Annotated in this window: 30 protein-coding genes and 3 pseudogenes; 13 read left to right on the top strand and 20 right to left on the bottom strand. The window is 60.8% G+C overall.

The genetic code is table 11. The features are described from left to right. Positions 1–645: 645 nt before the first annotated feature. Together ATY29_RS11935 and ATY29_RS11930 are read left to right on the top strand one after the other, a co-directional pair. Positions 646–1152: a GNAT family N-acetyltransferase gene (locus ATY29_RS11935; protein WP_003564469.1), complete on the top strand. Its 507-nt coding sequence runs from the start codon at positions 646–648 to the stop codon at positions 1150–1152. 100 nt (positions 1153–1252) lie between these two features. Further along, entirely contained in the window at positions 1253–2179 is a 927-nt protein-coding gene (locus ATY29_RS11930) for an ornithine cyclodeaminase family protein (RefSeq protein WP_003564467.1), read from the top strand. A gap of 47 nt (positions 2180–2226) precedes the next feature. Here ATY29_RS11930 and dapB read toward each other — a convergent pair whose 3' ends face one another. Then, positions 2227–2997, bottom strand: a complete 771-nt coding sequence (gene dapB / locus ATY29_RS11925) for a 4-hydroxy-tetrahydrodipicolinate reductase (RefSeq protein ID WP_097532796.1) — start codon at positions 2995–2997, stop codon at positions 2227–2229. A 107-nt stretch (positions 2998–3104) separates the two neighbouring features. Further along, positions 3105–3320 (bottom strand): hypothetical protein, encoded by a 216-nt coding sequence (locus ATY29_RS11920; protein ID WP_003564464.1) that lies wholly within the window; start codon positions 3318–3320, stop codon positions 3105–3107. A 194-nt stretch (positions 3321–3514) separates the two neighbouring features. Between ATY29_RS11920 and ATY29_RS11915 the strand changes: the two genes are divergently transcribed. Together ATY29_RS11915 and ATY29_RS11910 are read left to right on the top strand one after the other, a co-directional pair. Next, positions 3515–3904: a VOC family protein gene (locus ATY29_RS11915; protein WP_097532795.1), complete on the top strand. Its 390-nt coding sequence runs from the start codon at positions 3515–3517 to the stop codon at positions 3902–3904. Positions 3905–4125: 221 nt separating this feature from the next. Next, positions 4126–5130 carry a carbon-nitrogen hydrolase family protein gene (locus ATY29_RS11910; RefSeq protein WP_003564460.1) on the top strand — a complete coding sequence of 335 codons (1005 nt, stop codon included), beginning with the start codon at positions 4126–4128 and terminating at the stop codon, positions 5128–5130. A gap of 121 nt (positions 5131–5251) precedes the next feature. Here the strand turns inward: ATY29_RS11910 and ATY29_RS11905 are convergent, their stop codons facing one another. Further along, entirely contained in the window at positions 5252–5854 is a 603-nt protein-coding gene (locus ATY29_RS11905; RefSeq protein ID WP_003564458.1) for a histidine phosphatase family protein, read from the bottom strand. 261 nt (positions 5855–6115) lie between these two features. Between ATY29_RS11905 and ATY29_RS11900 the strand changes: the two genes are divergently transcribed. After that, positions 6116–6589, top strand: a complete 474-nt coding sequence (locus tag ATY29_RS11900; protein ID WP_097532794.1) for a VOC family protein — start codon at positions 6116–6118, stop codon at positions 6587–6589. 33 nt (positions 6590–6622) lie between these two features. Here the strand turns inward: ATY29_RS11900 and ATY29_RS11895 are convergent, their stop codons facing one another. Next, complete coding sequence (locus ATY29_RS11895; protein ID WP_097532793.1) at positions 6623–7024, bottom strand: GFA family protein; 402 nt, start codon at positions 7022–7024, stop codon at positions 6623–6625. A 201-nt stretch (positions 7025–7225) separates the two neighbouring features. Between ATY29_RS11895 and ATY29_RS11890 the strand changes: the two are divergent. Further along, positions 7226–9093: pseudogene (locus tag ATY29_RS11890) on the top strand (ABC transporter ATP-binding protein). A 101-nt stretch (positions 9094–9194) separates the two neighbouring features. Continuing rightward, complete coding sequence (locus ATY29_RS11885) at positions 9195–9791, top strand: demethoxyubiquinone hydroxylase family protein (RefSeq protein WP_097532834.1); 597 nt, start codon at positions 9195–9197, stop codon at positions 9789–9791. 169 nt (positions 9792–9960) lie between these two features. Here the strand turns inward: ATY29_RS11885 and ATY29_RS11880 are convergent, their stop codons facing one another. From ATY29_RS11880 to ATY29_RS11865, 4 genes are all read right to left on the bottom strand, one after another. Then, positions 9961–10734 (bottom strand): phosphodiester glycosidase family protein, encoded by a 774-nt coding sequence (locus ATY29_RS11880; RefSeq protein WP_097532792.1) that lies wholly within the window; start codon positions 10732–10734, stop codon positions 9961–9963. Between the two features lie 22 nt (positions 10735–10756). Next, positions 10757–11671, bottom strand: coding sequence for a 4-hydroxybenzoate octaprenyltransferase (gene ubiA, locus ATY29_RS11875; protein WP_097532791.1), 915 nt, complete (start codon positions 11669–11671; stop codon positions 10757–10759). Positions 11672–12334: 663 nt separating this feature from the next. Next, positions 12335–12643, bottom strand: coding sequence for a hypothetical protein (locus ATY29_RS36840; RefSeq protein WP_165779349.1), 309 nt, complete (start codon positions 12641–12643; stop codon positions 12335–12337). A 120-nt stretch (positions 12644–12763) separates the two neighbouring features. Further along, a complete protein-coding gene (locus ATY29_RS11865) occupies positions 12764–13576 on the bottom strand; it encodes a hypothetical protein (RefSeq protein WP_097532833.1) in 813 nt (270 codons plus the stop codon). A 125-nt stretch (positions 13577–13701) separates the two neighbouring features. Here ATY29_RS11865 and ATY29_RS37645 point away from each other — a divergent pair. Beyond that, positions 13702–13840, top strand: a pseudogene (locus tag ATY29_RS37645) (PadR family transcriptional regulator); the annotation flags it as partial. 40 nt (positions 13841–13880) lie between these two features. Continuing rightward, positions 13881–14060: a hypothetical protein gene (locus ATY29_RS11855; RefSeq protein ID WP_097532790.1), complete on the top strand. Its 180-nt coding sequence runs from the start codon at positions 13881–13883 to the stop codon at positions 14058–14060. A 247-nt stretch (positions 14061–14307) separates the two neighbouring features. Here the strand turns inward: ATY29_RS11855 and ATY29_RS11850 are convergent, their stop codons facing one another. Then, positions 14308–14949, bottom strand: a complete 642-nt coding sequence (locus ATY29_RS11850; RefSeq protein ID WP_003564437.1) for a dihydrofolate reductase family protein — start codon at positions 14947–14949, stop codon at positions 14308–14310. A 90-nt stretch (positions 14950–15039) separates the two neighbouring features. Between ATY29_RS11850 and ATY29_RS11845 the strand changes: the two genes are divergently transcribed. After that, complete coding sequence (locus ATY29_RS11845; protein ID WP_097532789.1) at positions 15040–15561, top strand: winged helix-turn-helix transcriptional regulator; 522 nt, start codon at positions 15040–15042, stop codon at positions 15559–15561. Between the two features lie 24 nt (positions 15562–15585). On the opposite strand, the gene ATY29_RS11840 is transcribed toward ATY29_RS11845, so the two are convergent. Genes ATY29_RS11840 through ATY29_RS11830 form a run of 3 tightly spaced genes read right to left on the bottom strand, consistent with a single transcriptional unit; the run spans position 15586 to position 18191 of the window. Beyond that, positions 15586–16389 carry an ABC transporter permease gene (locus ATY29_RS11840; protein WP_097532788.1) on the bottom strand — a complete coding sequence of 268 codons (804 nt, stop codon included), beginning with the start codon at positions 16387–16389 and terminating at the stop codon, positions 15586–15588. 3 nt (positions 16390–16392) lie between these two features. Further along, on the bottom strand, positions 16393–17193 hold the full coding sequence (locus ATY29_RS11835; protein WP_097532787.1) for an ABC transporter permease: 801 nt from the start codon (positions 17191–17193) through the stop codon (positions 16393–16395). Next, positions 17190–18191: an ABC transporter ATP-binding protein gene (locus tag ATY29_RS11830; RefSeq protein ID WP_025416464.1), complete on the bottom strand. Its 1002-nt coding sequence runs from the start codon at positions 18189–18191 to the stop codon at positions 17190–17192. The genes ATY29_RS11835 and ATY29_RS11830 overlap by 4 nt, the downstream gene beginning before the upstream one ends. A 205-nt stretch (positions 18192–18396) precedes the next feature. Between ATY29_RS11830 and ATY29_RS11825 the strand changes: the two genes are divergently transcribed. Next, the gene (locus ATY29_RS11825; RefSeq protein ID WP_003564428.1) at positions 18397–18954 is read left to right on the top strand and encodes an NADPH-dependent FMN reductase; all 558 of its coding nucleotides are present in this window, start codon (positions 18397–18399) and stop codon (positions 18952–18954) included. A 132-nt stretch (positions 18955–19086) separates the two neighbouring features. Beyond that, positions 19087–19410: pseudogene (locus ATY29_RS11820) on the top strand (DUF3313 domain-containing protein); the annotation flags it as partial. 2 nt (positions 19411–19412) lie between these two features. On the opposite strand, the gene ATY29_RS11815 reads toward ATY29_RS11820, so the two are convergent. The 5 genes from ATY29_RS11815 to ATY29_RS11795 all read right to left on the bottom strand — a co-directional run bounded on the left by ATY29_RS11815 (position 19413) and on the right by ATY29_RS11795 (position 22505). Further along, complete coding sequence (locus tag ATY29_RS11815; RefSeq protein ID WP_097532786.1) at positions 19413–20003, bottom strand: GNAT family N-acetyltransferase; 591 nt, start codon at positions 20001–20003, stop codon at positions 19413–19415. A gap of 202 nt (positions 20004–20205) precedes the next feature. After that, the gene (locus ATY29_RS11810; RefSeq protein WP_025416463.1) at positions 20206–20697 is read right to left on the bottom strand and encodes a BA14K family protein; all 492 of its coding nucleotides are present in this window, start codon (positions 20695–20697) and stop codon (positions 20206–20208) included. Between the two features lie 215 nt (positions 20698–20912). Next, entirely contained in the window at positions 20913–21122 is a 210-nt protein-coding gene (locus tag ATY29_RS11805) for a hypothetical protein (RefSeq protein ID WP_097532785.1), read from the bottom strand. 199 nt (positions 21123–21321) lie between these two features. Next, entirely contained in the window at positions 21322–21555 is a 234-nt protein-coding gene (locus ATY29_RS11800; RefSeq protein WP_003564423.1) for a hypothetical protein, read from the bottom strand. 113 nt (positions 21556–21668) lie between these two features. Then, positions 21669–22505: an alpha/beta fold hydrolase gene (locus ATY29_RS11795; RefSeq protein WP_003564421.1), complete on the bottom strand. Its 837-nt coding sequence runs from the start codon at positions 22503–22505 to the stop codon at positions 21669–21671. A 365-nt stretch (positions 22506–22870) separates the two neighbouring features. Here ATY29_RS11795 and ATY29_RS11790 point away from each other — a divergent pair, with 365 nt between their 5' ends. Next, the gene (locus ATY29_RS11790; RefSeq protein WP_097532784.1) at positions 22871–23830 is read left to right on the top strand and encodes a S1C family serine protease; all 960 of its coding nucleotides are present in this window, start codon (positions 22871–22873) and stop codon (positions 23828–23830) included. 18 nt (positions 23831–23848) lie between these two features. Here ATY29_RS11790 and dusA read toward each other — a convergent pair whose 3' ends face one another. The 3 genes from dusA to ATY29_RS11775 all read right to left on the bottom strand — a co-directional run bounded on the left by dusA (position 23849) and on the right by ATY29_RS11775 (position 26232). Then, entirely contained in the window at positions 23849–24850 is a 1002-nt protein-coding gene (gene dusA, locus ATY29_RS11785; protein ID WP_003564417.1) for a tRNA dihydrouridine(20/20a) synthase DusA, read from the bottom strand. Positions 24851–25034: 184 nt separating this feature from the next. Beyond that, positions 25035–25247, bottom strand: coding sequence for a cold-shock protein (locus tag ATY29_RS11780; protein ID WP_003540801.1), 213 nt, complete (start codon positions 25245–25247; stop codon positions 25035–25037). Positions 25248–25764: 517 nt separating this feature from the next. After that, entirely contained in the window at positions 25765–26232 is a 468-nt protein-coding gene (locus tag ATY29_RS11775) for a DUF3828 domain-containing protein (RefSeq protein ID WP_003564415.1), read from the bottom strand. Positions 26233–26247: the final 15 nt, after the last annotated feature.

Here is a 26247-nt window from a genome sequence, read left to right as displayed (position 1 = left end):
ACATATGCTTAAAATCTATTGCCTTTTCTGCAAGTATCCTTCAATAATGCGAAAATATCATTTCGCGCCGCTGTCAAGGCCGCTCTGCCAATCAGCGAGGGTTATGCACTGAAGTATTTCGCTCTCTATACGCTGGTCTGCATGATGGTCGGGATAGTTCTGCTCGTCATTATCAATCAGATTGCACCCTTCAAGATGGACAAGCCGAGCGATCAAGCGACCGAGTGGTCAACTGATGAAGCGGCGACAGGGTCAACCAAACAGCCGGACAATCTGGTCGTACGGTCGACGCCCGAACCGGCGACCGAGCGACCGGCCGTCCGGCCGTCCGATCAATGGGACCTCCGGCCAACGAACCAGCCGACGCCCGGGGATCCGTCGGGCGTCCGCAAGGGCGGCCGGGTGGGAACCCCAGCGCAATGACTGCAGGCGGGCCATCGGCCTCACCCTTCGAGCTTGTCGCTGGGCGCCTCAGTGAAGCTTCCCAGGGCGCTGGCGCAGCATAGCCAAGCCGAAATCCCGGCGCCCTCGCTACCTGCTATCGGGGCCACACCTATCCTCGAGTGATTCCTGCCAAATCTTCCGCGCTTGCATCGGCCCGAGCCCTCTGCAATGACGATGGCTGCGATATCGCAGGAGGTTCCGATGGATGCAGGCGGTGTGACGATCAGGCTTATCCAGGCAGACGAAGTGGAGGCTTTCCGGCTTATTCGTCTGGAAGCGCTGCGCGCCGAGCCGTCCTCGTTTGCGAGCCGCTACGAAGACTGGGAGGCTCTTTCTCCCGAGGAGTGGGTCGATCGCCTGAACGAGCCGGTTTTCATTGCGTTCCAGGACAGCGCCCCCGTCGGGATCATGGGGCTGTTTCGGCAACGGTCGAGCAAGATGGCCCATCGCGCCACGATCGTCATGGTCTATGTGCGCGCCGACCTGCGTGGAACGGGTCTTGCCCGGAGGCTGCTGCAGGCGGTTTCCGACCACGCTCGCGATCTCGGCATCCGCCAGCTGGAGCTCTTCGTCAGCGCGGAGAACGCGGCGGCAATCCGGTTTTATCAGCGACAGGGCTTCTCCGAAGTCGGCAGGATTCCTGCCGGGGTTCTGGAAGAGGGCAGGGAGATCGACGACGTGATCATGGCCCGCCGTCTGGTCGACTAGGCCTCACTCGGAATTTCAGCGCAATCGCTTTCCCTGCCCTATTGACCTCAAGCGCAGTTGGGGTCGGAGGATGCCCGCCTAAGCTGGTGGAGATTTGCCCGTGACAAAAATATTGAGGGACGAGGATCTGGGCGGAAACGCATTGATGCGGGTTGCCATCGATGCGCTCGAGACCGCCTTTATCGCGAGAGCCGGCAATCGGCTGGTCTCTCCGCCCCGGCATCACGTGTCCTTTCCCGATCGAGGCGATCTCGTTTTCACCGTCGGCGGCATGCTTGGCGACAAACCGCTCGCGGGTTTCCGTGTCTACGAAACATTCGACGGGGTGGAGCATTCGCAGATCGTCGCGGTGTGGTCGGCCGACGACGCCAGGCTCAAGGGCATCGTTCTCGGGGAGCGCCTCGGCAACCTCAGGACCGGTGCCATCGGCGGTCTCGCCGTTCGCCATCTCAGCACGCCCAACGCCAGGATCGTCGGGATCATCGGCAGCGGAGCGCAAGCGCGAAGCCAGCTTGCCGCAGCCGCCGCCGTCCGAAAACTGACCCGCGCCCGCGTCTATAGCCGCGACGAGAAAAATCGAGCCGCCTTCGCCAGCGAGATGCAGCACGCCCTGGGGCTGGAGGTGGAACCTGTCGAAAGCGTCGCTGAGGCCGTTGATGATGCCGATATCGTCATCTGCGCAACGACGAGCCGAGCACCCGTTATCCATGCGCGTGATTTGAAGCCCGGTGTGCACGTCAACACGGTGGGTCCGAAAACGCTTCAGGGATATGAACTCGGTCTTGATGTCGCGGATGCCGCCGCCGTGATCGCGACGGATTCGCCCGAACAGACCTGGGCCTACGCATCGCCCTTTTTCCTCGCCGGTTCCGGCAGCGAGCGCCGCATGGCCGATCTTGCCAACATCATTGCCGGGAAAGCGGCCGGCCGGGGATCGGCTGAGGAAATCACGCTATTCTGCTCCGTAGGTCTCGCCGGAACGGAAGTGGTCGTCGCTTCTGCGATCTTCGATGCGCTTAGAATTTGATTCAAGAACGCGCTTCAAGCCTCTGTCCACTCTCCCTGTTCCCCTTCTCACGCCAGACCCAGGACATCCCGCATGCCATATTCGCCGGGTGCGCGCCCCACAATCCAGCGGGCGGCGGCCAGTGCACCGCGGGCAAACATGCTGCGATCGAGAGCCGAATGAGAGAGCGTCACGACTTCTTCGGCACCTGCAAAGAGCACGCTGTGTTCTCCGACAAGCCCGCCGGCGCGCAAGACCGCGAATCCGATCTCGCCGGGCGGCCGCTCCCCGGTGATGCCGTCGCGCCCGCGCCGCTCGACGGAGGCGAGGGAGACGCCGCGGCCCTCGGCGGCTGCCTCACCGAGCATCAGCGCCGTGCCGGACGGCGCGTCGATCTTCCTGTTGTGATGGGCCTCGAGGATTTCGATATCCCAACCTTCAGCGGGAAGGGCGCGCGCGGCCTGGGCGACAAGGCCGAGCAGCATGTTCAAGCCGATGGAGAAATTGCCGGAGCGCAGGGTCGGAATCGTCCGGGCGGCTTCCGCAATCCGTTCGAGTTCGTCCCGTTCGAAGCCCGTGGCCCCGATCACCAGGGCTGGCCCGCCTGCTGATGCGCAGAGGCCGGTAAGTTCAGCGGCGGCACGTCCCGTGGTGAAATCCAGGATCACGTCGGCGGCGGCGATCGCCGCCGAACGGTCGATCAGCCCGGCGCCCGCGGAGCCCTCACGGCCGATGCCGCCGACGAAGGCAAAAGCCGGATCGGCCGCCAGCAGCGGCACGATAGTGCGGCCGATGCGGCCGTTCGCGCCGGCGACCGCTATTTTGATTGGTGAGGTCACGGCTTTTCCTTGGCTCGGGCTGTTTAAATTCGGCACTCGCGCCGGGGAAGGGAATTTGCAACTAGCGCATTCGGCTCTCATCGAAAAGCCGGAATGCCCACCTGAGGTTACCAGTTGCCGGGATCGGCGGTGTGATCGATGCTGGCGAATTCATCAGCCTTATTTCGGTCCAGCTTTATCTCACTGGTTACCTTCCTCTCGTCGGTGACCGAATAGCTGTCAGGGACCGGTTCCCTTGACAGTTCCTGGTACACGAGCAATGCGGCCTCTTCGGCGGTATCGGCCTCGATCTCGCGGGTGAGGGTGACGGTGAACTTGTGCATGGCTTCGGCCCTTTCGACTGGCGCGCAGGCGATGCGCAGCTTGCAGCAGTCTGACACGAGATTTGTGGCAAGGACACAAAAAGCGTGTCGCTTAGAATTTGGTTCATGCGACGGTCTCAGCTCTCTGTTTTTATGGATCTCGTGGTCCCAGAATTGCCGGCAGTTTTCGGCGAACTCATCAGGGAGGATAGATCATGCGCTTGAACCAGGTGACCGTTACCATGCCTGACCTCGATGCGGGCTGGAATTTTTACTGCGCCCTCGGTCTCAAGCCCATCGTCGACGCCCGTCCTCGGTATGCGCGCTTCGTCTGCCCGGACGGGGACAGTACCTTCTCCCTGCATCAGGGCGAAATTGGCGGTGGTGGAACCACAGTCTATTTCGAATGCGAGAGCCTGGACGAGACGGTCGGCCGTCTCAGCGAGGCCGGTCTTCGTTTCGTGAGCGGCCCCGAGGACAAGAGTTGGCTCTGGCGCGAAGCCGAATTATTCGATCCCGGCGGCAACCGCATCATCCTTTATTTCGCCGGATCGAACCGCGTCGACCCGCCGTGGCGAGTGGGTCAAGATAGCAGGCCCGAGTAGGGCCCTCGGCGCCCACCAGTCGCCTCCATTCCCCGAATTGACGAATCGCGGCCATCTCGACATCCTCCATTCGGCGTGACCTAACGCCGAACCTCCCTAGACCTTCCCCAGCAAGGTCTTCAATCGGAGGCAAAGGGACTTTCGTCTCGGGTCGTAATCCTGGTCCTGATGTTTCGGGCCTGTTGCTGGGGAACGATGTCCGGAACGTGAGAGGCCCTGATATGACTGAGAATGGAAATTTCAAGCGGCGGGTGCGTGCGCGCGCCGCCAAGACGGGTGAATCCTACACTGCCGCCCGTATGCATGTTCTTCCCAAGCTGACGAATGACGCATTGCCCGAGGCAAGACGCTTGCGTCTCGCCGTGGCGCAGACCACCTATGCAGACGATCCCCGGGATATCGACAAACTTCGCCGGAGCGGCGAGGAGATGCGCCTGTTGATGAAGCAGGCGCGAGAGGCGGGTGCGCGGCTCGTGCACTTTCCCGAAGGGACGACATCATCGCCCAACAAGCGCATCATGTCGAAGATGGGGCCGAGAGAGATCGGACCATCCGATTGGCGCCGGTTCGAATGGGCGGTGCTGCGTGAGGAGCTGGATGCGACGCGCAGGCTGGCACGCGAGCTCGGGCTCTGGGCGGTCATCGGCTCGGTGCATCCGCTGACGGCGCCGCACCGGCCGCACAACAGCCTCTACGTCATCTCCGACCGCGGTGAACTGGTGACGCGCTACGACGAACGCCTACTGTCTAACACCAAGATCTCCTTCATGTACACGCCGGGATCGATCCCGGTGACCTTCGAGGTCGACGGCATTCGTTTCGGCTGCGCGCTCGGCATGGAGTGTCACTATCCGGAGATTTTCAGCGAGTATGAGCGGCTCGATGTCCATTGTGTGCTGTTTTCGTCGACCGGTGGTTTACCCGTCAACGATTTGGGCTTCGCTGCAGAGGCGCAGGGGCATGCGGCGAGCAATCGCTACTGGGTCAGCTTTTCCCTACTCGCACATCCGGGTTTAGCTGATCCCGTGTCTTCCGGGATCGTCGCTCCTGGCGGTCGATGGGCGGCGCAATGCCCTACGGATGGAACGGCCGCGATATCGCTCGCCGATATCGATGACAATTCCGGGGATCTTTCCCGTCCCTGGCGGCGTAAGGCGCGGAGCGGGCTCTACGAGCCGCATCGTGTTGACGGTGACCCGCGCAGTGAAGGTCGGAACATGTTCTAGTGTCGTCCGGTGTCCGGGATACCGACATGCATAAAAACAAAGCGCGTCGCCGGTGATGCGGCGCTATAAAACGGCAATGAACTTTGGTGGGTCGCGGCGGTCACCTAGACATGAGCCCTTATCATGCAATGACGCTGGATATTGGTTCGACCGAAGCGCTTACCAAAGTGAGTTCTCGATCGCAAAGGCGATAGAACCCGTCTTGGGGAACGGGCAGTTCCAACATTTCTCGTTTTGAAAGGCCGGAATATACGCCGCGGACCAATCTGCCAAACAGCCCGTGCGAAATCGCGACTGTCGGTCCAGCTATGCCTGAGATCCAGTCCTGCGCCCGGGCACAGGCAGCATCGAAGCTTTCCCCGTCGGGCGATTTGAAATACCAATCAAAAGCGTCGGATCCGTCCAGCATTCCTGGAAACTCGTTGTCGATCTCGAACTGGGTCATGCCGTCCCAAGAGCCGACGGTCACCTCCATCAGCCGTGGTTCCAGGCGGGCCACCAGTGGCAATATTCGTTTCACGCGAGCCGCAGTCTCCAGAGTACGGCCTAGCGGGCTAACGTGGAGCTGGAATGAATCCTCGCTACCCGCAACTTCCTTTTTCAGGAGCTTCGCGGCCTGTTCAGCCTGTTCGATACCGCGCTCCGTCAGCGATGAATCTTTCTGGCCCTGGAAACGGCCCAAGCTGTTCCAAATGGTCTCGCCGTGGCGAAGCAGGTAAATCATCAGTGTTCCAGTCCGGCCAATGCAACAATGAGCGGTCCGCTGAACCGAGAGGGGCGGTTGCAGCAGCCTCAGTCATCCTACAGATCGATGATGACCGCAATTGGCGCGATTTACACGAGCCCCCATCTTCTCCGACCGGCGCGTTTGGTTACTCGGCAGTGCAGCGATCGCTGCCGGGAAATTGTTTCGGTGGGCTGGAGAAACGCGGTTTGCTTCTTATTTCACGGGGGAAATTCAAACGAAAGCGAGAGGATCCGCGCAATGGCCAAGAACACGATCTGCGTATGGTACGACAAAGACGCCGAGGCGGCTGCCCGCTTTTATGCCGCGACGTTTCCCGACAGCGCCGTCGGCGCCGTCATTCGGGCACCGGGAGATTATCCGGATGGCAAGCAGGGAGACGTGCTGGTTGTTGAATTCACCGTTGCGGGTGTTGCCTGCATCGGCCTGAACGGCGGCCCCACGTTCAAACACACCGAAGCCTTCTCGTTTCAGATCGCAACCGACGATCAGGAGGAAACCGACCGCTACTGGAACGCCATCGTCGGCAATGGCGGCCAGGAAAGTGAGTGCGGCTGGTGCAAGGATAAATGGGGTGTGTCCTGGCAGATCACGCCGCGTGTCCTTTCCGAAGCGCTGGCGGCAGGCGGTGGTCAGGCAAAGCGTGCTTTCGACGCGATGATGACGATGAGGAAGATCGATATCGCAGCGATCGAGGCGGCCCGGCGCGGCTGAGATGCCCGCGTGAAGCCAATAAATGCCCGGCTGTCAGAACCAGAGGTCGCGCACGCAACGCCCTTTGGATGGAAGATCTTCGAACGTGTCCAGCCCGTCGAAATGATCGATGGGCAGATCGGCGACGAGATCCGGCGGCGCAAGCCGCAGGTTGACGGCCATGCGCCGGCGGCCGTCCTTTTGATGCCGCAGGCCGCGCCAACTCAGGACGCAGGCGCAGGACGGGCAGAACAAAATTTCGAGGGACGACGTCTCTCGGTCGGAGCGGGTATAGGAAGCGGTTTCTCCGCTGACAGCGATACGCTCTCCTTCGTAATCATAGGCCCATAGCGTGCCGTAGCGCCGGCAGAGCGTACAGTTGCAGGCGGTGATCGAACCGGGATCGCCTTCCAGCGTCCAGTTCGCCTTGCCGCAATGACATGAGCCCGTCAGCATAAGGGTCGGTCCGATTCTGCTCGCTGTTTCCTTGAGGCATCGTGCCTCAATGGCGCGATGACCGCAATTGAGCGATCCAGGCCCGCCTATTTCGTTTGGTAGATTTTTGAAATTTCTAATTGAGATTGCAGCGTGGAGATGGTTTTCTGCGACCTTGCGTAGCTGAGTCCACGCCTTCTCCCGATCTAATCCGAGTGGCCCATGTCGATTTCAGATGCGATCTATCGTCCCTTCGAAACGTTGATTCGGCCGCTCGACATTCCTTACAGGCCGATGCCCACCAAGGGACCTGTGGCGGTCCTCTTGCACTTCATCGCAATGTTTCGGGGTGTTATCATTACCATGGCGCTGACCTCGATGGCGATCGAAGCAATCAACCTTACGATCATCTGGGGTCTTTCCGTCATTGTCGACGGAGTGACGACACAAGGCGTGGAACTCTTCGTCGACAGTGAGTTCCGACTCCTAACAGTCCTCGCCTTTCTGCTTTTTCCGGTGATGCCCGTTCTTTTCTACTTAACTCGCATACGATCGGCATTAGCCTACCCGTTGCGATCCAATGGCAGGGGCATAAGGCCGTCGAGCGACAGGATCTCGCTTTCTTCCATGATCTTTTCGCCGGCCAGGTCGCATCCCGGTTGGGTCAGGTCGCTACTGCCGTCCAGCAACAGATCCTCATCGCGTTCCAGACGGCACCCCGCTTCTTGCTTCAGATCATCGGTTCCGTTCTTCTTCTGCTCGCGCTCTCCTGGCAGCTTGCACTGCCGGTCATAGCCTGGGTCGCCTTCAACATCGTTTTCGCGATCAAGGTCGTTCCGGATTTTACGGAGCGCGCTCGCCGCTCGGCAAAGCAGAACAGCCTCATCTCCGGTGCGCTGACCGACATCTACGGCAATATCCAGATGGTCAAGCAGTTCGCCGCGGAAGACAGCGAGGCGGGCGCGCTACGAAAGATCATGTCCAAAGGGGTCGACACGCTTCACCACGAACAGCGCATCTACCGCACAACGGAGCTCGTCGTCATCAGCCTCAACATGGTGCTCTGGCTCGTCATGCTCGGAATGGGTTTTTGGGGGCTGTTCGACCGCTTCATGACCGTGGGTGATTTCACCGCGATGGTTTACATCCTCCAACGCCTCTCGGCAGGCTCCTTCACCTTCCTGCAGATGGGACAGCAGATCTTCCGCGCGCTCGGCACGATCAAGGATGCCATGCCGGTGATGACAACGCCGCCCACCATCATCGACCGGCCGGATGCGGCCGAACTGGCGGTCAGCCGTGGGGAGGTCCGTTTTGAGAACGTCCGATTCGCCTACAAGTCCGGCAAGCCTGTTATCGATGACCTGTCGTTGGCGATTAGGCCCGGCGAAAAGGTGGGCCTTGTCGGCCTCTCCGGAGCAGGCAAGACAACGCTGGTAAGCCTGCTCCTACGCTTCTACGACATCGGCGACGGCTCGATCCTGATCAACGGGCAGGACATCCGCGCGGTGACGCAGGCGAGCCTTCGCCGCGCCATCGGCGTCATCGCACAGGATGTCGCGCTGCTGCATCGTTCGGTCGGGGACAATATCCGTTACGGCCGGCCGGAGGCGACGATGGAGGAGATCGAGGCGGTGGCGAAGATGGCAAGCGCCGATGCCTTCATTGCCGATCTTTCGGACGGCGAGGGCCGCAAGGGCTATGAAGCCTTCGTCGGCGACCGTGGCATCAAACTTTCGGGAGGCCAGCGGCAGCGTGTGGCGATCGCCCGTGTTCTGCTGAAGGACGCGCCGATCCTCGTGCTCGACGAGGCGACCTCAGCCCTCGACAGCGAATCCGAAGCCGCCATCCAGGAAAGGCTGAACCTCGTCATGGAGGGAAAGACGGTGATCGCCATCGCGCATCGCCTTTCGACCATCGCCAGGATGGACCGGATCGTCGTGCTCGATCACGGGCGGATCGTGGAGGAGGGCAGGCCGGACGAACTGGTCGAACGCGACGGGCTGTTTGCCCGTCTGTGGAAACGCCAGACCGGCGGTTTCATTCCCGAAGACATTGACGACCCCGTGCCGGGCCCGCCTGGGGGGTGATCGCCCATCTTGCCGCGGCAGATCGAGCAAGGCCAGCGCCCCTTGACGAGAGCAGCGGCGTTGCTGCCTATTGCCTCCAAGGCAATTGGGGCGAGGTGGTCATGGTCAATCCGTCGGACAGCTCGGGTATCCGCGACCCCGATGTCACGATCCGTCGTATTCTGAAGGTCAATCATGCGGGGGAATTCGGCGCTGTCAGGATCTATGGCGCCCAGATCCTGATGGCTCGGCGTCTGTTTCCCGACATCGTCCCGGCGCTCGAAGAGATGCGTGAGGACGAGATCGACCATTGCCGCCTATTTCGTGAGGCGATGCCTGCAAGGAACGCCAAGCCCTGTCGCGTCATGGCCTTCTGGAGCCTCGGCGGCTCCATACTCGGCATCCTGACGGCGCTTGGCGGGCGCAACATGATCTGGATTTGCACAGAGGCAGTGGAAAGCACGGTCCATCGCCATCTCGAAGACCAGCTTGCTTTTCTTGCCCAGCGTGATCCGGAGCTTCGCGCCCTCATCGCGTCGATTCAGGAACAGGAGCTAGCGCATCTGAGGAAAGCCGAAGACAGCCAGAAGAGACGGGGGCTGAGCCAAGCCTTGCTCCTGCCCGTCATCGGCGCCCTGACCGATCTGATGATCTGGTTCTCCACCTGGGGAGACTCAAGCTGGATGCGCGCCGAAATGGCGCGTGCGGGGAAGGAATAGACTTTGGCCGGAAATTTCGGAGGAAGCTAATGGCGTCAGAGGAGACTGTAAGTTTGAGGTCGGTGGGCATCGTATTGTGGGAGCATTGTGTCTGGCGGACACGACAACCTCATATCGACGTACGTCCGAATGGGAAGGCCGGCTGCTTGGCGCCCTCATGAAGGCTTGTTTATTCAACAAGCCCGAGCATCGGGCCATAGCCGCCGTGCCAGGAGCGGTCGTTGCGGCCCATCGCCGGATGGTAGAGCCCTACACCGTGTCCGCCATCGAGAAACAAGGCGTCGGGGCATTTCAGATCATCGCGGAAGAGCCGCGCGAAATCGTGGAAATTCACTCCGTCTTCGCTGATCGCCAAGCGAACCGTGCCGGCCCCGCAGACCCCGACACCAATTCGGCGGGTTCGGTCCGTCGAGCCGGGGATGAAGATCGGGTTCAGCTTGCCGGCGATGACAAGCATCGGGCCGGACTGTGTGGCGAACCGCACCTTGGGCGCACGTTTTTGAAATTCATCGGTCGGAAGTATGCCCGCGCCGGTTTCACCCAGAAAGAACACGCCGTTCGGCTTCTTATAGAAATTCGGCACCTGGCCGGCGGAGCTTTCGGCCTTTGCTGTATTGGCGGGTTTCAATTCCCTGCTGTTTTCGACATACAGCCCCATCGGCGAAAAATCGGCCCGGTACATGCCGGCGTTGACGGCCAGCACCAGCGTCTTCCCCTCGGCGCGAACGGCTTCGGCAAGGCTTGAAAAAGTCCGGTACGGCTGGCCATCGGCGCCCTTCCAGAACAGGCGAAGGTCCGTCCCCGTTTGCAGCGTACAGACGACGTATTTCGTCTCTTCGAACGTCTCCTGGTCGCATGGTTCGGCATGGGCTTGACGCAATGATATGATCGTTGCTGCCAGCATCATCGCCGCGGCAAGCACGCCATGTTTCAGATAGGTCATCGGTGTTACGTCCTCGATCTGCTCACCATGTGCCCGACAGAGCTGTGCCGGCGAGCAGCATGCCGGTCAGGATATTGGCGCGGAACAGGCGGTAATTCAGGTCCGGCCGGGCGAGGTCGATCCGCCGGGTCTGCCAGGCAAGGTGGGCTGCGATTACCAGCATTCCGACCGCATAAGGCGGCGACATCTCCAATAGCCAGCCGCCGAGCGACCACGCCCCAACGGCCAGAGCGTAGCATAAGCCGATCCACATCTTGCCGCGCCGTCCAAACAGGATCGCCGTGGATTTCAGGCCGAGACGGGTGTCATCCCTCACATCGACATAGGCATAGACCGTGTCATAACCGATCTGCCAGGCGATCGCCCCGGCCCACATCAGGACGGCGCCGGCCGGGATATGGCCGGCAATCTCGGCCCAGGCCATCAGCATCCCCCAATTGAACGCCGCGCCCAGGACGGCTTGTGGCCAATGGGTGAAGCGTTTGCAGAGCGGATAAAGGAAGACGAGCGGCAGAACCGATATCGCCACCAAGCGTGTATAGGGTGTGAGTAAGGGTAGAAGGGAGGCCGCAACCAAGAGTTCCACGGCCAGAAAGACGAAGGCTTGCAGCGTGCGCAGTTCTCCGCTTGCAAGCGGCCGGAAGCGAGTCCGTTCCACATGGCCGTCAAATTTCCGATCGGCGATGTCGTTGACGGTGGAACCGGCGCTTCTCATCAGCAAGGCGCCGAGAGAGAAGATCGTCAGCTGCCCGAGGTCCGGCAGACCGTGCGAAGCCTGGATGAGGGCAGCCCAGCACGGGAAAAGCGTTAGCCATATTCCGACCGGGCGATCCAGCCGCGCCAGCCGCGTGTATGGCCGCCATGCGGCCGGCAATCGACGATCCACCCAGTCGCCATAGTGGATGTCGCTGAGATCAGGGCGGCTGAGACTGGTCATGATGTGATCTAAAATTCCTATCGCACCGCGATGACTCAGTTTTCATCGCCATCGGCGTCGGCCAGCATAGGAATTTTTGCAAGCACGGCAACGTCCGTTTGCCGCGACCGGCATTCGATGATTTCCCGAACCGCCGAGGCCACTCCCGCCTTCCGTGACGCAGCTTCTCATCTTTTCCCCCAGCGGGAGACGCTGCCTATCGAGGCAGACGACGGTGAGGAATGTTAGCGGTGGGCGCCTTTGAGCATGAGCGAAAGGCACAAACATTCGGCAAAAAAGCCCGAGACGTTCGATCCCCTACCAGGCGGTACGGGCGGTGCCCAGTGCCGTCGTGTGAGAGGACGAGACGTAGGCGACGTAAGTCTTGAGCGACACGACGCAGTTTCCGGGACAGCTGAGTTTGTACAACGTCAAGTGTTTCAGCAATGCCTCTGCGTCACGCTTCTCGGTTAGCGGAAATGTCATCGTCATGCGAGTTCCTCCAACGGACAGACTGAGCGTCTGAAGAAATAATGTTTAAATTCTACTGCGCTGCAACAAGAAAATTTTAATCATAAAATTAAAATCGATTAGTTTTTGGCACGGATTTTTAAAATCGTTTGAAATTGGTTGGCAGCCCGATCGCTTAATTGGGTGGTGATACTCGATCTGCAACGCAGCCATTCAAGCAGACGGTGAACGCCCGTCGTCGTCTCTGCCACGAGAACGAATTTGGGTTGCAAGCTTGAGAATAAATCCAAGGGTTGGAGCACCCCACACGAAGGCGATAAGCCAAGCAGTGGCAGTCGCACCCAGACATTCGCTCTCGTCAATTTCACAAGAGGCTTTTACACCAATTTCGTATAGGCACAGCGCTCCGACGACCAATGCTGAGCTGGTGATCGCAATTGATATCCATAACCTGCTGCCTTGCCCCATAATCAGAGTGGCGATGAAGACTGCTGCAAAGGGCAAAAGCGTAAGCCAGATCATGCCTGCTTCCATTCGACGTTCTTTCGAAGGGTGTAAATCTTTTAGGACGTCGCAAATATATCCTCGTAGGGCAACGCGACTCTGTCTGCCCACATGACCGTGCGATTTGATGGGCCGGGGCTACTCGACCTGGATATGGATATGGTCGTCGTGGCGGGCGGCGCGGCAGCCTTGGAAGCGGACATGGCTGTCGGTAATGCCAAGCGCGTTCTTCAGATGCGGCTCGATGAAGATCTTCTGCAGGCCGAAGCGTGCCACGCCCTCGCGGGTCAGCCAGTCGACGGCGGCCGATGTGCGCTGCTCCTCGATTCTATAGTCCGGAAACAATGGCTGCAGCGCGTCGAAATCCCAACGTGTGGTCAGCCAGTCGTTGCGCCCTTCGCATGGCAGTTCGTCACCCGGTGCCGGCTCTTCGAAGGCGAAATAACCGATCGGGGAACGGGTGGCGCCATTCAGGAAGGCGCCGTCGGCATTCTTGTAATAATAGGCGAAGTCGAGCTTTTTCCCGTCAGCATGCGACAGATGCGGAAGCAGCGGAAAGCCGTCCACGAAGGGGAAATTCGCATCCAGCGCGACGGTGACGGTGCCGGGAAATTCAGCGTCCATGTGGTCGGCAAGCGCCTTTGCCAGATCGCGCAGGCCAGGCGTGACGTAATTGCGGTTCAGCAGGCAATAGGCCGGAGAGCGGACCACGAGCTTGTCTGTGGCGCCCGATATGCAGGAGAGGGGAACCCGCCCGAACATCGGGGCTGCGAGGCCCGCGGCAAACGACGCACCGGCGTAAAAAAGCAGGAAGATCGCGAACCTCGCTAGAAAGCGGCGGATGCCCAAGGCGCGGGACGCGGCGAGGGCGATAAGATAGGCGACGCCACCGATCTGTGTGAGCAGCGTCAGAATGAGAACGATCAGGATATGGAGAGCAAAACGGAACACGGGGAGAGGCCTTGCGGGACGTTGCCATCCCATAGGCGAGGGGATGATGATCCGCAAGGTGGCTGCAAGCCGCCGATCGGCCTGACGTCTGATGCGCCGCGGGCGCGAGACCATCGCCCGCGAACTCCGTCAAGTTCCTGCGTCTCGATACGAACAGTTCGCTTTCCCACGCGCAACAGCTTTATCGCGCAACCGGCTGGAATGAGATCGACCGTTTCAACGACGACCCATATCCCGACACTCTTTTTTGAAAAGCGCCTTTAAGCGTCTCGAAGCAGCGCGCGGCTGAGGCCGGGTCCTACTGGTGGTCCAACTGCTTCGACAGCTCGGCAAAAAGCCTGTCGCGGTCGGTATTCATCTGGATGAGATCGACGGCAATGGTGATGGCGTGGCGCCCTTTGATGCTGTCGATGTCGAGCTTCCGCTCGCAGCACCATTGGCGGACGGCATCGGTGACGATCGTTATGTCATCATCGTTGAGTGAGGTGAGCGATAAAAGCCTTGTCGTACCCTGCGTGAAGCGGCAAGAGCACTATGGTCTCACAAGCGGTCGTGCCGATGCCGATGGGCCGATGGCGCTCACTCTACGCTCATTCCCCAGCAACAGCTATTTTTTATTGCGGTTCGGTGGCGGCCCAGCGCCGGGCTTCCCAGCCATCATCGCCATTGCCGCCGCAGAAAGCCTGCGGCGTGCTCTGACGGAAGGGATGTCGATCCTGATCGACTGCCCGTTATTTTGCCAGCACGATATGGGTGGCGTGTTCGGTGGTGGCATGCTCGGCGACGCGGAAGCCGAGGGCGGGCAGGTCGATGCCTGTGAACATCGCTTCTCCCTTGCCGAGCACGACCGGCGCGATGGCGAAATGCAGTTCGTCGATCAGGCCGGCCTGAAGATATTGGCGGACGGTGCTGACCCCGCCGCCGATCTTCACGTCCTTGCCGCCGGCCGCAGCCCTCGCCTTTTCAAGTGCATCCTCGATGCCGCCGGTGATGAAGTGAAAGGTTGTGCCGCCCTCCATGACGATCGGTTCACGCGGATAATGCGTCAGGATAAAGGTTGGCGCGTGATAGGGCGGATTCGGCCCCCACCAGCCCTTCCAGGCCTCATCCGGCCAATCGCCGCGGATGGGGCCGAACATGTTGCGCCCGAGAATGAAGGCGCCGAAATTGGCCATGCCGCGGGCGGCATAATCTTCGTCGATGCCCTGCGATCCGTCGTCCTTTCCCTGCATCGCGCGGAAAGTGCGGGTGTGAAAAAACCATTGAAACATCTCCGGTCCCCGCTTGCCGAGCGGATCCTGCATGCTTTGCTCCGGACCGGCGCCGAAACCGTCCACGGAAAGGGAAAACCCAGCGACGCTAACTTTGGTCATGCTCTCCTCCATCTGATTGCGTTATGAAACTGGTTGCTATGTTGCATGACTGATCCTATAATGCAATCAGTTTTTTCAGGAGATGATAACGTGGATATCGAATTGCGATCGGGCTGCCCGATCAACCTGACGATGGAGGTGCTGGGCGACAGGTGGAGCCTCATCATCATCCGGGACATCATGTTTGGCAACCGCCGCCATTTCCGCGATCTTCTGACGCATTCCGAGGAAGGGATCGCCTCCAACATTCTGGCGGCCAGGCTGAAGCGGCTGCTATCGCTCGGCTTTATCAACAAGCGGGATGATCCGAGCCACAGCCAGAAAGCGATCTACAGCCTGATGGAGCCTGCGATCCAGCTCGTACCGATCTTCGCGATGATCGGCGCCTGGGGGCGCCGGCACCTGCCGGTCAGCGAGGAGCTGAGCATCCGTGCCGAGCTTCTCGAAGAGGGTGGGGCGCCGCTTTGGGAGGAGTTCATGGACGATCTCAGGCAGATCCACATCATCGATCCGATCGGCGGCGCCAACGGCACGTGGACCTCGCCTGTGCTGGCGAAGCTGACGGCGGCGTTCCTGGAGGTCCGTGCAAAATCGTTGTCGCCGGCTTCCTGATATCAGCGAACTCAGCCGGCCCGATCAGCCGCCGGCGCCCTGGTATTTGCCGGTGGCGTAGCGCCAGTGCGCTATCGCGATCAGCACCCAGACCGGACCGGCCGCCAGAGCCACTGGGCCGGCCCAGTCCCCAAGGATGGGGACGGGTTTGCCGAGCAGCGCGGCAACCGGGACTGAGCTGGTCAGCGCCAGCGGAACGGCGGTGATTAGGGTGATCTGGATGCTGCCGGGGAAAATGTTGAGCGGGTAGCGCATCAGCTCCCAGAAACCGAAGAAGATCGAGAACAAGTGATTGGAGCGAACCCAGATCAGCGCCGTGGCGCCGATCATCGTGATCAGCGCGGCGGTCAGCAACGCCGCGCTGATGAGCGTGGCAAGGAGGAATGACACGGACCAGACCGACCAGGCGAAGTCGACGGATAGGATGGCCCAGCCCATCAGCGCCACCGCGAGGATGACGTGGCCGGTATAGCTGATGTTGAGGCCGGAAAAGATCAGATAGACCCAGGGGCTGAATGGCTTGACCAACAGCGTATCAAAGGTCCCGAGCCGCACCAGTTCTTCCAGGTCGCGCAGCTGCACGAAGCCCATCGCCGCGCCGAGGGAATAGGCGAGCAGCTGGAAGCTGTAGAGCAGCGCGAGCTCCGGCCAGCTCCAGCCGCCGAGCGTGTTGAATCGCGCAAGCAGGATGCCAATGGTGGCGAAGACGCTGCCATAGGAGAGGATCTGCGCAAGACGATCGAGCCAGAAGGCGCCGCGATATTCCATCTGCGAGCGTACATACATGCGTACCAGCAGCGGAATGACGCGGAAGTGATGAAGGAGCACGGTTCAGCCTCCCTGCACGGTAATGCGGGTGGAGGCGGAGCGCCATAGCCAAAGGACACCCAAGAGGACCAATCCGGCCCAGCCGAGACCGAGGCCGAGATGAAGCCAGGTGTCGGTAGCCGAAAGCCTGCCGAGATAGACGGAATTGGGATAATAGACGATCCAGGCGAAGGGCAGATGGCGGGCGATCGCTGCCAGCGGCTCGGGAAAAAACCAGAAGGGGACCAGCAGGCCCGAGAATAATTGCAGCAGGGCGCCGAGGATCCAGTCCAGCGAGAAGCTCGTCATCAGCCAGAAGGCGATGAGGCCGAAGAGCATCGACATCAGGGACAGCAGCGTAAAGGAAAGTGCCCAGAATGCGATGAACATCAGGGCATGGAACAGACTTGCCGGCGGCAGCATGCCGTAAAACAACGCGGTGAAGGCTATCGTTGGGATGACCTGCGTTATCAGGCGATAGCCGAAACTACCGCATTCATTGGCGAAGATGTAAAGCGGATAGGATAGCGGCTTCAGCAGCCAGACAGCGATATCGCCCGTCTTGAGTGACCGGCCGATCTCGCCGATGATCCTTTCAGGCCGGGTGGCGCCCATCACCGCACCGCCAAGCAGGGCATAGGTCACCATCTGCTGCAGCGAGACGCCGTCGACAACCGGTGCGCCGACGCCGGCATAGGCGGCCTGCCAGATGGCGACCCGTGCGACGACTTGCACCAGTTTGCCGAAAATTTTGGCCCAGACCTCGTTGCGGTAGGCGAGCTGCACTTGGAAGGAACTGCGGGCAAAGGCGAGGTAAGCGCTCATGACGCCCGCGCTCGCACGTTGCGGCCCTGATAGAAGGTGCGGATGACCTCCTCGATGTCAGGCTCGTGCAGCGCCACATCCTTGAGATCGCGGTCGCTTCCCACCTCCGACAGGATCCTGACCAGCGAAACGTCTTCGCGTTCGATCAGATAATTCTTGCGCAGGCCTTCGTCACTGACGAGCGAAGCGGTGCTGAGCGACAGCGGTCCGGGGTCGCTGGCAAATTCCAGCGTCAGCCGCCGGGCCGAGCCCAATGCGGCGCGCAGGCTCCGCAATTCGCCGTCGAAGATCAGCCTCGAGTGATCGACCATGATCAGTCGCGGGCAGATAGTCTCGATGTCCTGCAGGTCGTGGGTGGTGAGGATGATGGTCACACCTCGTTCGCGGTTGATTTCGGCAAGGAAGCGCCGCACGGCATCCTTGGCGACCACGTCGAGCCCGATCGTGGGTTCGTCGAGAAACAGGATCTTCGGATCGTGCAGCAGCGACATGACGATCTCGGCGCGCATGCGCTGGCCGAGGCTGAGCTGGCGCACCGCGCGATCGAGAAAGGGCGTGAGGTCGAGCAGTTCGCTGAAGCGCCGGAGATTATCGGCATAGCGGGCAAGGGGGATGTCGTAGATGCGCTGGTGCAAGGTGAAACTGTCGACCAGCGGCAGGTCCCACCAGAGCTGGCTGCGCTGGCCGAATACAACGCCGATCTCGCGCGCATTGTCCATCCGCTTAAGATGCGGCGTGCGGCCGAGCACTGAGAGCGCGCCGGCGCTCGGCACCAGGATGCCGGTCATCATCTTGATCATCGTGGATTTGCCGGCGCCGTTGGGGCCGAGATAACCGACCGCTTCACCGGCCGCGACGTCGAAATCGATGTCGGAAACGGCCAGAACTTCGGTGTATTCGTTGGTCACCAATGTTTTCAGGGCGCCGAGCAGGCCCGGAAATCTCTTGTGCTGCCGGAAGCGTTTGCTGACGCCCCGTGCCTCGATCAAAGCCGTCATCTGTATTTCCCGCCGATTCGGCAGCTGTCAGGATTGGGACCCCAAGCTAACGCTGGGCTCGGCCAGTGCAAGCAAAAGTCGCTTTTGCCGATCACTCAATCGCACAATGCGCTGTGCTCCAGCGTCGCTTGCCTATCCGAAAGAGACGCGCGGCGCCGCAGCTTTTTGCGTTGACAGCCCCGACCAATCGATCGCTGTTGGGCTCATGAAGATTCTCGCAATATCCGGCAGCGCTCGGCGCAACTCGACCAATACGGCAATGCTACGGGCTGTCAGCGCAGTCGCACCCAGTGAGATCGAAATCGCGATCTTCGACGGCGTGGGAGGTTTGCCGGTGTTCTCGCCTGATCTCGAGGGGGAAGCGCTGCCAGCGGCGGTGCGGGATTTCATCGACCTGATCACTCAAAGCGACGGGGTGATCATTGCCAGCCCGGAATATGTGCGATCCATCCCCGGCGGCCTCAAGAATGCGATCGACTGGCTCGTGTCTGGCGATGAGATCGTTCACAAGCCCGTTGCGCTGCTGCACGCTTCGCATCGGGGCGATGACATGCTAGCGGGCCTGCGCACTATCCTTGCGACCATCACCGATCGGTTCGCAGCCGATATCTTCCTGCGGCTTCCCCTGATGAAGCTGGAACCGGCCGAGGTATTTCGGGCCGTCGAGACGGCGGAGAACCGTTTTAGGGTGCAGGCCTATCTTCAGGCCTTCTCGGCCTATTGCGACGCAGCCGGTCAGACCGTCATCGGACCTCGATCATAAGGCTGCGCTCGAACGCTACTTTTCCGTGAAGCGGTATTGCGAGCGGGATGCAAGCGCTGCGACGATGAAGACGGAGAGGAGGTGTCTCGTGAGGAGACGAAGGATAGGTCGGATCATCTCGATCTCCAGAACGATGGGGCGCGCCTTTCCCCGGCAAAGACGATGGGCAACGTGCCGACGACCCTTCGCTTTTCGGCTGCGCGTGTGAAATCGAACGCCGACCGAGTGATGGTGGCAAATGCGCTGGACCGGGCGCTGCGTTTCGCTCAGCGACAAATATCAGTTGGTCTTTTCGGGCCAGCCGACCGACCGACGATCCGCTCCGTCCTGCCGGCCAATACGACGATGGCTGGTGTTTCCACTTTCGTCACCGTCGGTACCGGTTTCCCGATGGGACGGACGGGCAAGGCGGGCAAGGTTTTTGCTCCGTCTTCTGGAAATGCATTGCGCGTTTCAAGTCAGCCGGTGGCGCAAGGCCGCAGCTGGAAATACAGTTTGATCTGATCGGGCCTGTCCGAGGGATGGGGGCCGCGCATAAACAATTCGCCGCCATTGCGCTCGATCACGCGCCGCGAGGCATGGTTGTCCTCGTCGCAGAGGATGACGATGCGATCGAGACCTTCCTTCTTCGCGACGGCCAGCAGCAGTTTCAGGGCTGTCGTCGCGTGGCCATTGCGCTGTTTCCATGGCACGACCGAGTAGCCCACATGGCCAGAGATCTCGGGCGGCAACTCCTCTGTACCCGCGTGAAAACGCAGGCTGATGCTGCCGCAGAATTCACCGTTCCAGATCCAGAACAAACGGGTGGTCAGCGGCGGCGGTCCGGACCCGGTGTGTGGCTTGCCGTGGGCAATGAGTTCGCCGAGATACTTCGATCTGTTCTGGCGCAGGCGCGGGAGTTTGCCGCTCACATAGGCTGTGTCGCCGGCGCGGCGCGGATCGGGAGACCAGCCGGCGGCGAGCGCCGCTTCGAAGTCCGAAAGGTTTTGCAGATCCGGCGCGAGCAGGACGACTTGGCCGCGGAGCTTAGCGGCATCTGCAGACGTCATTGATCACCCACGCAATATAGGCGGCGCGGCAGTTTAGCAGGATTCGCGCGGCTGGAGCCGGAAGACAAGCACGATTGCGGACCCGGGGGAAGCAAAACAAGTTGTTTCGAGGCATGGACTTGCCAGTGGCGCCGGCGTCGGCCGCCCGGCATCAAAAAGCCCCGCATCTCGATGCGAGGCTTATGCTGACACGCCCACCGGTTCAACGGCACTGGCGGCGCGGGCCGTAGCTCGGCTGATAAGTATTGTCGTAGGCGCGGTAGGACCGGTAGCGGCTGTAGCAATAATCCTCGTGCGAACTATAGCCGGTGGAACGATAGGCCCGCGGCTGCGAGGCGATGATGCCGCCGAGGAGGGCGCCTGCCGCCAACCCGCCGATGATGGCGCCGCTATTGTTGTGGTGGTGATACCGGCGGTCGTAGCGGTCATAGCGGCCGTAGTCGCGGTCCCGGTAGTAGCTGCGATCACGATAATGGTGGCGTTTGCGATACCAGTCGTCATCATTCCTGCCGAACTGGCCCGGGCAATTGGTGAAGTTGTTGCAGCCGACCGTGATGATCCGGGCATCACTGCCTCCGGGCGCCGGCTGTGCCGCCGATTGCACCGGACTTGGTGCGAAAGCCGGACCTGCCGACGCCGGCGTTCCCGAGAAGGCCGTCGCTATCGACAGAGCAATGATTGCGAATCTTTTCATTTCACTCACCTTGGGTAAACGGATGTATCGGAGGGATAACGCAGGGAAAGGCAATCGGTTCATTTTGGGATGGGAGGATCGATATATGTGCGTGTCTACTAACGCATCGGAGTCACATGAAGCTTGGCCACAGGGGGCGACCTAGTGGGCGGCCCCTGCTGGGTGACTGGAGCGACTGTTGAACTCGAGAGTAGGCGGATGACGCTTTATCAGGCTCACTTTCCGCCGGCCAGCAATCGAAGCTGGCTCTCCTCATGCACACCTTGGCGGTAAAGCTCGATAATCAGAGCGCCAAGGCGGTCGGCTTCCGCGCCCGATCTGTCGATATGGAGGTCGCTGCAGAGGGATTCGTGGACACGCCTGCACGCATCGAGGTCTTCGGATGCGAGCGGTTCGTCACGCGTACTGAACAGCTTGTCTGACATCGCAATCTGCCCTTTCCGATGCCGTGAATCGCCACTGATGAAAAAAAAGATAATTTCGCGATCTTTGCTCTGCAAGATGGACGAACGTCCGAAATTAAAACAATTCAGGGGCACGCCCCGAAAGGATGCAGACGCGGCCGGCTCGGCACGAGGAAGACACCGGTGGGTGCATCGGCCTACAGGGAGCGTGCGTGGAGATCTAGCTGGTTGCGGGGTCCTTGCCGCTTTGCTGCGACAGGCGCAGTTCTTTCAGCCGTTTGGTTTTCTCCCGGCGAGCGCGCTGCTCCGCCTCGATGGTTTCCTTGGCGGCTCGCTCGGTGTTTTCGAAACGATCCTGCCGGTAAGCCTTTGATGAGGGTTCACGTTCTCTTGTCATGGCCGCTAAACGCAAATCTGCGAAAACGGTTTCATGAGAAAATGCGTAACCGGCCATCAATCGATCGGCCTAGCCCGAGAGCGCCAGTTGTTGAAGCCGGCGGACGATGATTTCGCCGTGCCGGTGACTGGCCGCCGGGCGCTGATCGGCGCCCGGCGGATTGAACGAGATCAGCCCTTGATGAAGGCGAGGATGTCGGGATTGATGATGTCGGCATGGGTGGTGCACATGCCGTGCGGGAATTTCTCGTAGACCTTCAGCGTGGCGTTCTGCAGCAGCTTGGACGAGAGCAATGCTGAATCGGCGATCGGCACGATCTGGTCGTCGTCGCCGTGCATGACGAAGGTCGGCACGGTGATGATCTTCAGGTCCTCGGTAAAGTCAGTTTCCGAAAAGGCCTTGATGCCGTCGTAATGCGCCTTGGCGCCGCCGATCATGCCCTGGCGCCACCAATTGTTGATGACCGGCTGCATCACCTTCGCGCCCGGCCGGTTGAAGCTGTAGAACGGGCCGGCCGGCAGATCGTAATAGAACTGCGCGCGGTTGGCGGCGAGTTGCGCGCGCAGGCCGTCGAAGACTTCGATCGGCAGACCGCCAGGATTAGCCTCCGTTTTCACCATGATGGGCGGCACGGCGCCGATGATGACGAGCTTGGCGACGCGACCCTGCGGCTGGCCATGGCGGGCGACATAGTGGGTCGCTTCGCCGCCGCCGGTGGAGTGGCCGATATGGACGGTGTTCCTCAGATCGAGATGCTCGACGACGGCTGCGGCATCGGCGGCGTAATGATCCATATCGTGACCGTCGCCCACCTGGGTGGAACGGCCATGGCCGCGACGGTCATGAGCGACGACCCGGTAGCCTTTTTCGAGGAAGAACAGCATCTGAGCGTCCCAGTCGTCGGAGCATAGCGGCCAGCCGTGGTGGAACATGATCGGCTGGGCGGTCTTCGGCCCCCAGTCCTTGTAGAAGATCTCGACGCCGTCCTTGGTGGTGACTGTGCTCATGTCTGGGCTCCTCGATGGGGTTGGGTTGCGCGAATGCGGTCAGAAGTTTGTGCGGTTACCGGCAAAATTGGCAAGGCAATAGGTACCGCTGCGCGCGGACAGGTTGGAATATGCAGATGTCGTCATCAAGCTAATCTTTATGTTCAATTGACATAACGGACTTTTATAATGAGGCCAGACCGCAGCCGGACATTCCTGGTCGATGTGTTACAGGACGCTGCGGCAGACGGCGCCGCTGGCGCGCCCTTGAACGCGGTTCATCGCCCAACCATCTAACCCACTACACATCATCACCATGGCGAACCGTCGCAACGCGGCCGCTTCGCTGACGGCGGGACGGCCGTTTGCCGCCTGAGGACCAGATCATGGGTTATATGGACAAGGAGATAGTGCCTCAGAATGACGGGGCGCTGATCGATGCCTATTCGCAATCGATTGCAGCAGCAGTCGACATCGTCGGGCCGGCAGTCAGCCGGATCGAGAGGGTGGGTGGCCGGCAGGGGCACGGGTCGGGCTTCGCCATCTCGCCTGACGGCTTGATCATCACCAACAGCCACGTCGTCGACGACGCCAAGATTGTTCGCATCACCACGCCCGATGGCTTCGTCACCGAGGGCCGTGTGCTCGGCCGGGATGTCGATACCGATATTGCCCTCATTCGCGCCAATGCTAGCACCGGCGCCTGGGCGAAGCTCGGAGATTCTCAGCGCTTGCGCAGGGGGCATATCGCCATCGCGATCGGAAACCCGCTCGGCTTCGAATGGACTGTCACCGCCGGCATCGTCTCGGCGCTCGGCCGGTCGATGCGGGCAGCCAGCGGCCGGCTGATGGAGGATGTCATCCAGACCGACGCTGCACTGAATCCCGGCAATTCAGGCGGGCCGCTGGTGTCGTCAGGCGGGGAGGTCATCGGTGTCAATACCGCCGTCATCCAGGGCGCACAGAGCATCGCCTTCGCCGTGGCGTCGAATACGGCCAATTTCGTGGTTTCGGAGATTCTCCGCTACGGGCAGGTGAGGCGTGCCTTTATCGGTATCGCTGGCGATACCATCGTGCTGCCGCGCCGGGTGGCGCTGGCGGCGGGCACGGTGCAGACGACCTCCGTTCGCGTCCGCCGGGTCGAGCCGGAAGGGCCGGCGGCAAAGGGAGGGTTGCAGGAGGGCGATTATATCCTCGCCATCGATGGCAGCCCGGTCGGCGGCGTCGATGATATCATCCGGTTGATGGATGGTAACAAGATCGGCAGGGAGACGGAGATCCTGGTGTTCTCGGTGGCGGGCCGGATCGAGAAGAAGAGCCTGATGCCGATGGCGCGGACATCGTGACAAAGGCATCACGCTCCGTCAGGCGCTGACCGCCTCCTGCTCCGTCCCCGAAAAATCCACAGCCGCAAAGGCCGCTGCCAGCACCTCCGGCCCGGCGCCGGTCTTTGCCGCGTCGGTCGAGAGGATCTGACGATAGCGCCTGGCGCCAGGCAGGCCGGTGAAGAGGCCGACCATGTGGCGAGCGACGTGCTGCAGCCGGCCGCCCGCCGCGATGTGGCGTTCGGCATAGGCCATCATCCGGTCACGCAGCGCTTCCCAGTCCGGTTCGGCCGCCGGCGCGCCGAAGAAGCGTTGGTCGACCTCGGAGAGGATCGCGGCATTCTGGTAGGCGGCGCGGCCCAGCATGACGCCGTCGACCTGTTTGAGATGGACTGCGGCTTCGTCGAGCGTGCGGATGCCGCCGTTGATGCCGACGAAAACATCGGGCCAGCGCTGTTTCATTCGATAGACGATCTCGTAGTCGAGCGGCGGGATCTCGCGGTTTTCCTTCGGGCTCAGGCCCTTGAGCCAAGCCTTGCGCGCATGGATCCAGATCGCGTCGGCGCCAGCATCGAGAACGTCGGTGATTAGCTCCGGAAGTGCCTGTTCCGGCTCCTGCTCGTCGACGCCGATGCGGCATTTCACCGTGACCGGGACGCTGGTGACAGCCTTCATGGCTGCGACGCATTCGGCCACTGTCTTCGGCGTCAGCATCAGGCAGGCGCCGAAGGTTCCCGACTGCACGCGGTCGGAGGGGCAGCCGACATTGAGGTTGATTTCGTCATAGCCGTAGGCTTCGGCAATCTTCACCGCCTCGGCGAGCTTTGCCGGGTCCGACCCTCCGAGCTGCAGCGCGAGCGGATGCTCGGCGGCGTCGTGGCCGAGCAGCCGGTCGCGCGGGCCGTGGATGATTGCGTCGGCCACCACCATCTCGGTATAGAGCAGCGCCTGTCGGCTGATCTGGCGATGGAAATAGCGGCAATGCCGATCCGTCCAATCGATCATCGGTGCGACCGCAAAAATCGGGCTCTTCTGCGTCATCGACGTTCCATTATTCGTTGTTCCCGGGCGACGCGATGCGGTGCCCACCGCCGCACGGTGCGGGATCATTCATCAAGCGCGCATATAACATCTGGCGGTGTCATCGACAAATAAAGCTCCCGCCGCAAACAGAAACGGCGCCCCTTGCGGAGCGCCGTCCATGCCGCCGAAGCGGAAATCTGACTTACGAAGCCGAGATGTTGACGGCCTTTGGGCCCTTGCCCATGCGGTCCGGCTCGGTGTCGAAGGTAACCTGCTGGCCTTCGCGCAGCGACTGAATGCCAGAAGCCTGCAGCGCAGAGATATGAACGAAAACGTCCTTTGCGCCGCCATCCGGCGTGATGAAACCAAAACCCTTGTCCTGGTTGAAGAATTTTACGGTGCCCTTGGTGGCCATTGGGAGCGTCCTTTTCCCTTAGTCTGTGTAGTATCCGCGCCCCCGAGAGGAAGCGGACGGCTTTAGCTTTCGCCCCGATCGATTGGGACGAAGGGTCAGTCGGAGAAGTCACGTACGGGGAAAGAACGTCTACGTAGGCGGGTAGTCCCGCGCCGCCTTCCAAACGGAAGGGATTACCACATCAGTCCAGTCACCGGCATGCAAATGCCCGAGTAGGTGAATTGGTGCCAGCTTTTCGGGCAAAAAGCAAGCGGGATTATTTTGGCATGCCGGCATCGATACCGGGAAATGCCGAAGATTCAGATACTTGAGGAAAAGTTAGCGGTTTCTTGCACGGCTGTGCCATAGCAGGATTCTGTGCCGAAACGGAATGAGGGGCGGATTCTGTGGTCGGGCATTGAGATTGCGCGCCGCCCTCGTGGTTCGAGACGGCCCTTGGGCCTTCTCACCATCAGGGCTCTCTTTTTGCCCCGCGGCATTAATTCTGCCGCTAGCGCGAGCCCCCAATGCTACCCGGCTACTGCCCATCCCCCAGCAACGCGCTCAGGCTCCACGGATTATCCCCCTTCTGGTTGGCGATGTCGTCGACCTTCCAGCCGCCATGTTCCTTGACGAGAGTATAGAAGAGCGTCACCTCTTCACCGTTTTCGAACTCCACCTCCACCTCGGCCTTGTCGTCAAGCAAGGTCGGCTGACCGATTCTGACGTCGCTCGCCGTGCCATCCTGGCCTGATATGACCGGATCGAAGTCGACGGCGCCGACATCACCCTCCGGGGTGTTGTCGAGATCGGCCTGGAGGAGCTTGTTCAGATGGTCGGAGAAGAAGATCGAATAAGGCGAGGGCGCCTCGGCGTCGCTGTTGTCGGTGTTGTAACTGTAGAGCGCCTTGAGCAGCGCCTTCGGCGTCTTGTAGCTCTCGGCCGATGCCGGCAAGGCTGCGAGCGCCGACACGGCGAAGGCGAGGATGAATGTTGGCAGGCGCATGCGGGCTCTCCTCCG

Source organism: Rhizobium hidalgonense (genome assembly GCF_002914525.1).
Lineage (GTDB): Bacteria > Pseudomonadota > Alphaproteobacteria > Rhizobiales > Rhizobiaceae > Rhizobium > Rhizobium hidalgonense.
The sequence above is the reverse complement of the archived record's forward strand: the minus strand, read 5'-3'. Positions and strand labels throughout refer to the sequence as shown.

Bases quoted from the DNA above. Each gene is read 5' to 3' on its own strand.
- ATY29_RS11935 (WP_003564469.1), top strand. From the start codon at position 646: ATGGATGCAGGCGGTGTGACGATCAGGCTTATCCAGGCAGACGAAGTG.
- ATY29_RS11920 (WP_003564464.1), bottom strand. From the start codon at position 3,320: ATGCACAAGTTCACCGTCACCCTCACCCGCGAGATCGAGGCCGATACC.
- ATY29_RS11915 (WP_097532795.1), top strand. From the start codon at position 3,515: ATGCGCTTGAACCAGGTGACCGTTACCATGCCTGACCTCGATGCGGGC.
- ATY29_RS11910 (WP_003564460.1), top strand. From the start codon at position 4,126: ATGACTGAGAATGGAAATTTCAAGCGGCGGGTGCGTGCGCGCGCCGCC.
- ATY29_RS11905 (WP_003564458.1), bottom strand. From the start codon at position 5,854: ATGATTTACCTGCTTCGCCACGGCGAGACCATTTGGAACAGCTTGGGC.
- ATY29_RS11900 (WP_097532794.1), top strand. From the start codon at position 6,116: ATGGCCAAGAACACGATCTGCGTATGGTACGACAAAGACGCCGAGGCG.
- ATY29_RS11895 (WP_097532793.1), bottom strand. From the start codon at position 7,024: ATGCTGACGGGCTCATGTCATTGCGGCAAGGCGAACTGGACGCTGGAA.
- ATY29_RS11885 (WP_097532834.1), top strand. From the start codon at position 9,195: ATGGTCAATCCGTCGGACAGCTCGGGTATCCGCGACCCCGATGTCACG.
- ATY29_RS11880 (WP_097532792.1), bottom strand. From the start codon at position 10,734: ATGACCTATCTGAAACATGGCGTGCTTGCCGCGGCGATGATGCTGGCA.
- ubiA (WP_097532791.1), bottom strand. From the start codon at position 11,671: ATGACCAGTCTCAGCCGCCCTGATCTCAGCGACATCCACTATGGCGAC.
- ATY29_RS36840 (WP_165779349.1), bottom strand. From the start codon at position 12,643: ATGATCTGGCTTACGCTTTTGCCCTTTGCAGCAGTCTTCATCGCCACT.
- ATY29_RS11850 (WP_003564437.1), bottom strand. From the start codon at position 14,949: ATGACCAAAGTTAGCGTCGCTGGGTTTTCCCTTTCCGTGGACGGTTTC.
- ATY29_RS11835 (WP_097532787.1), bottom strand. From the start codon at position 17,193: ATGAGCGCTTACCTCGCCTTTGCCCGCAGTTCCTTCCAAGTGCAGCTC.
- ATY29_RS11830 (WP_025416464.1), bottom strand. From the start codon at position 18,191: ATGACGGCTTTGATCGAGGCACGGGGCGTCAGCAAACGCTTCCGGCAG.
- ATY29_RS11825 (WP_003564428.1), top strand. From the start codon at position 18,397: ATGAAGATTCTCGCAATATCCGGCAGCGCTCGGCGCAACTCGACCAAT.
- ATY29_RS11815 (WP_097532786.1), bottom strand. From the start codon at position 20,003: ATGACGTCTGCAGATGCCGCTAAGCTCCGCGGCCAAGTCGTCCTGCTC.
- ATY29_RS11810 (WP_025416463.1), bottom strand. From the start codon at position 20,697: ATGAAAAGATTCGCAATCATTGCTCTGTCGATAGCGACGGCCTTCTCG.
- ATY29_RS11805 (WP_097532785.1), bottom strand. From the start codon at position 21,122: ATGTCAGACAAGCTGTTCAGTACGCGTGACGAACCGCTCGCATCCGAA.
- ATY29_RS11800 (WP_003564423.1), bottom strand. From the start codon at position 21,555: ATGGCCGGTTACGCATTTTCTCATGAAACCGTTTTCGCAGATTTGCGT.
- ATY29_RS11795 (WP_003564421.1), bottom strand. From the start codon at position 22,505: ATGAGCACAGTCACCACCAAGGACGGCGTCGAGATCTTCTACAAGGAC.
- ATY29_RS11790 (WP_097532784.1), top strand. From the start codon at position 22,871: ATGGGTTATATGGACAAGGAGATAGTGCCTCAGAATGACGGGGCGCTG.
- dusA (WP_003564417.1), bottom strand. From the start codon at position 24,850: ATGACGCAGAAGAGCCCGATTTTTGCGGTCGCACCGATGATCGATTGG.
- ATY29_RS11780 (WP_003540801.1), bottom strand. From the start codon at position 25,247: ATGGCCACCAAGGGCACCGTAAAATTCTTCAACCAGGACAAGGGTTTT.
- ATY29_RS11775 (WP_003564415.1), bottom strand. From the start codon at position 26,232: ATGCGCCTGCCAACATTCATCCTCGCCTTCGCCGTGTCGGCGCTCGCA.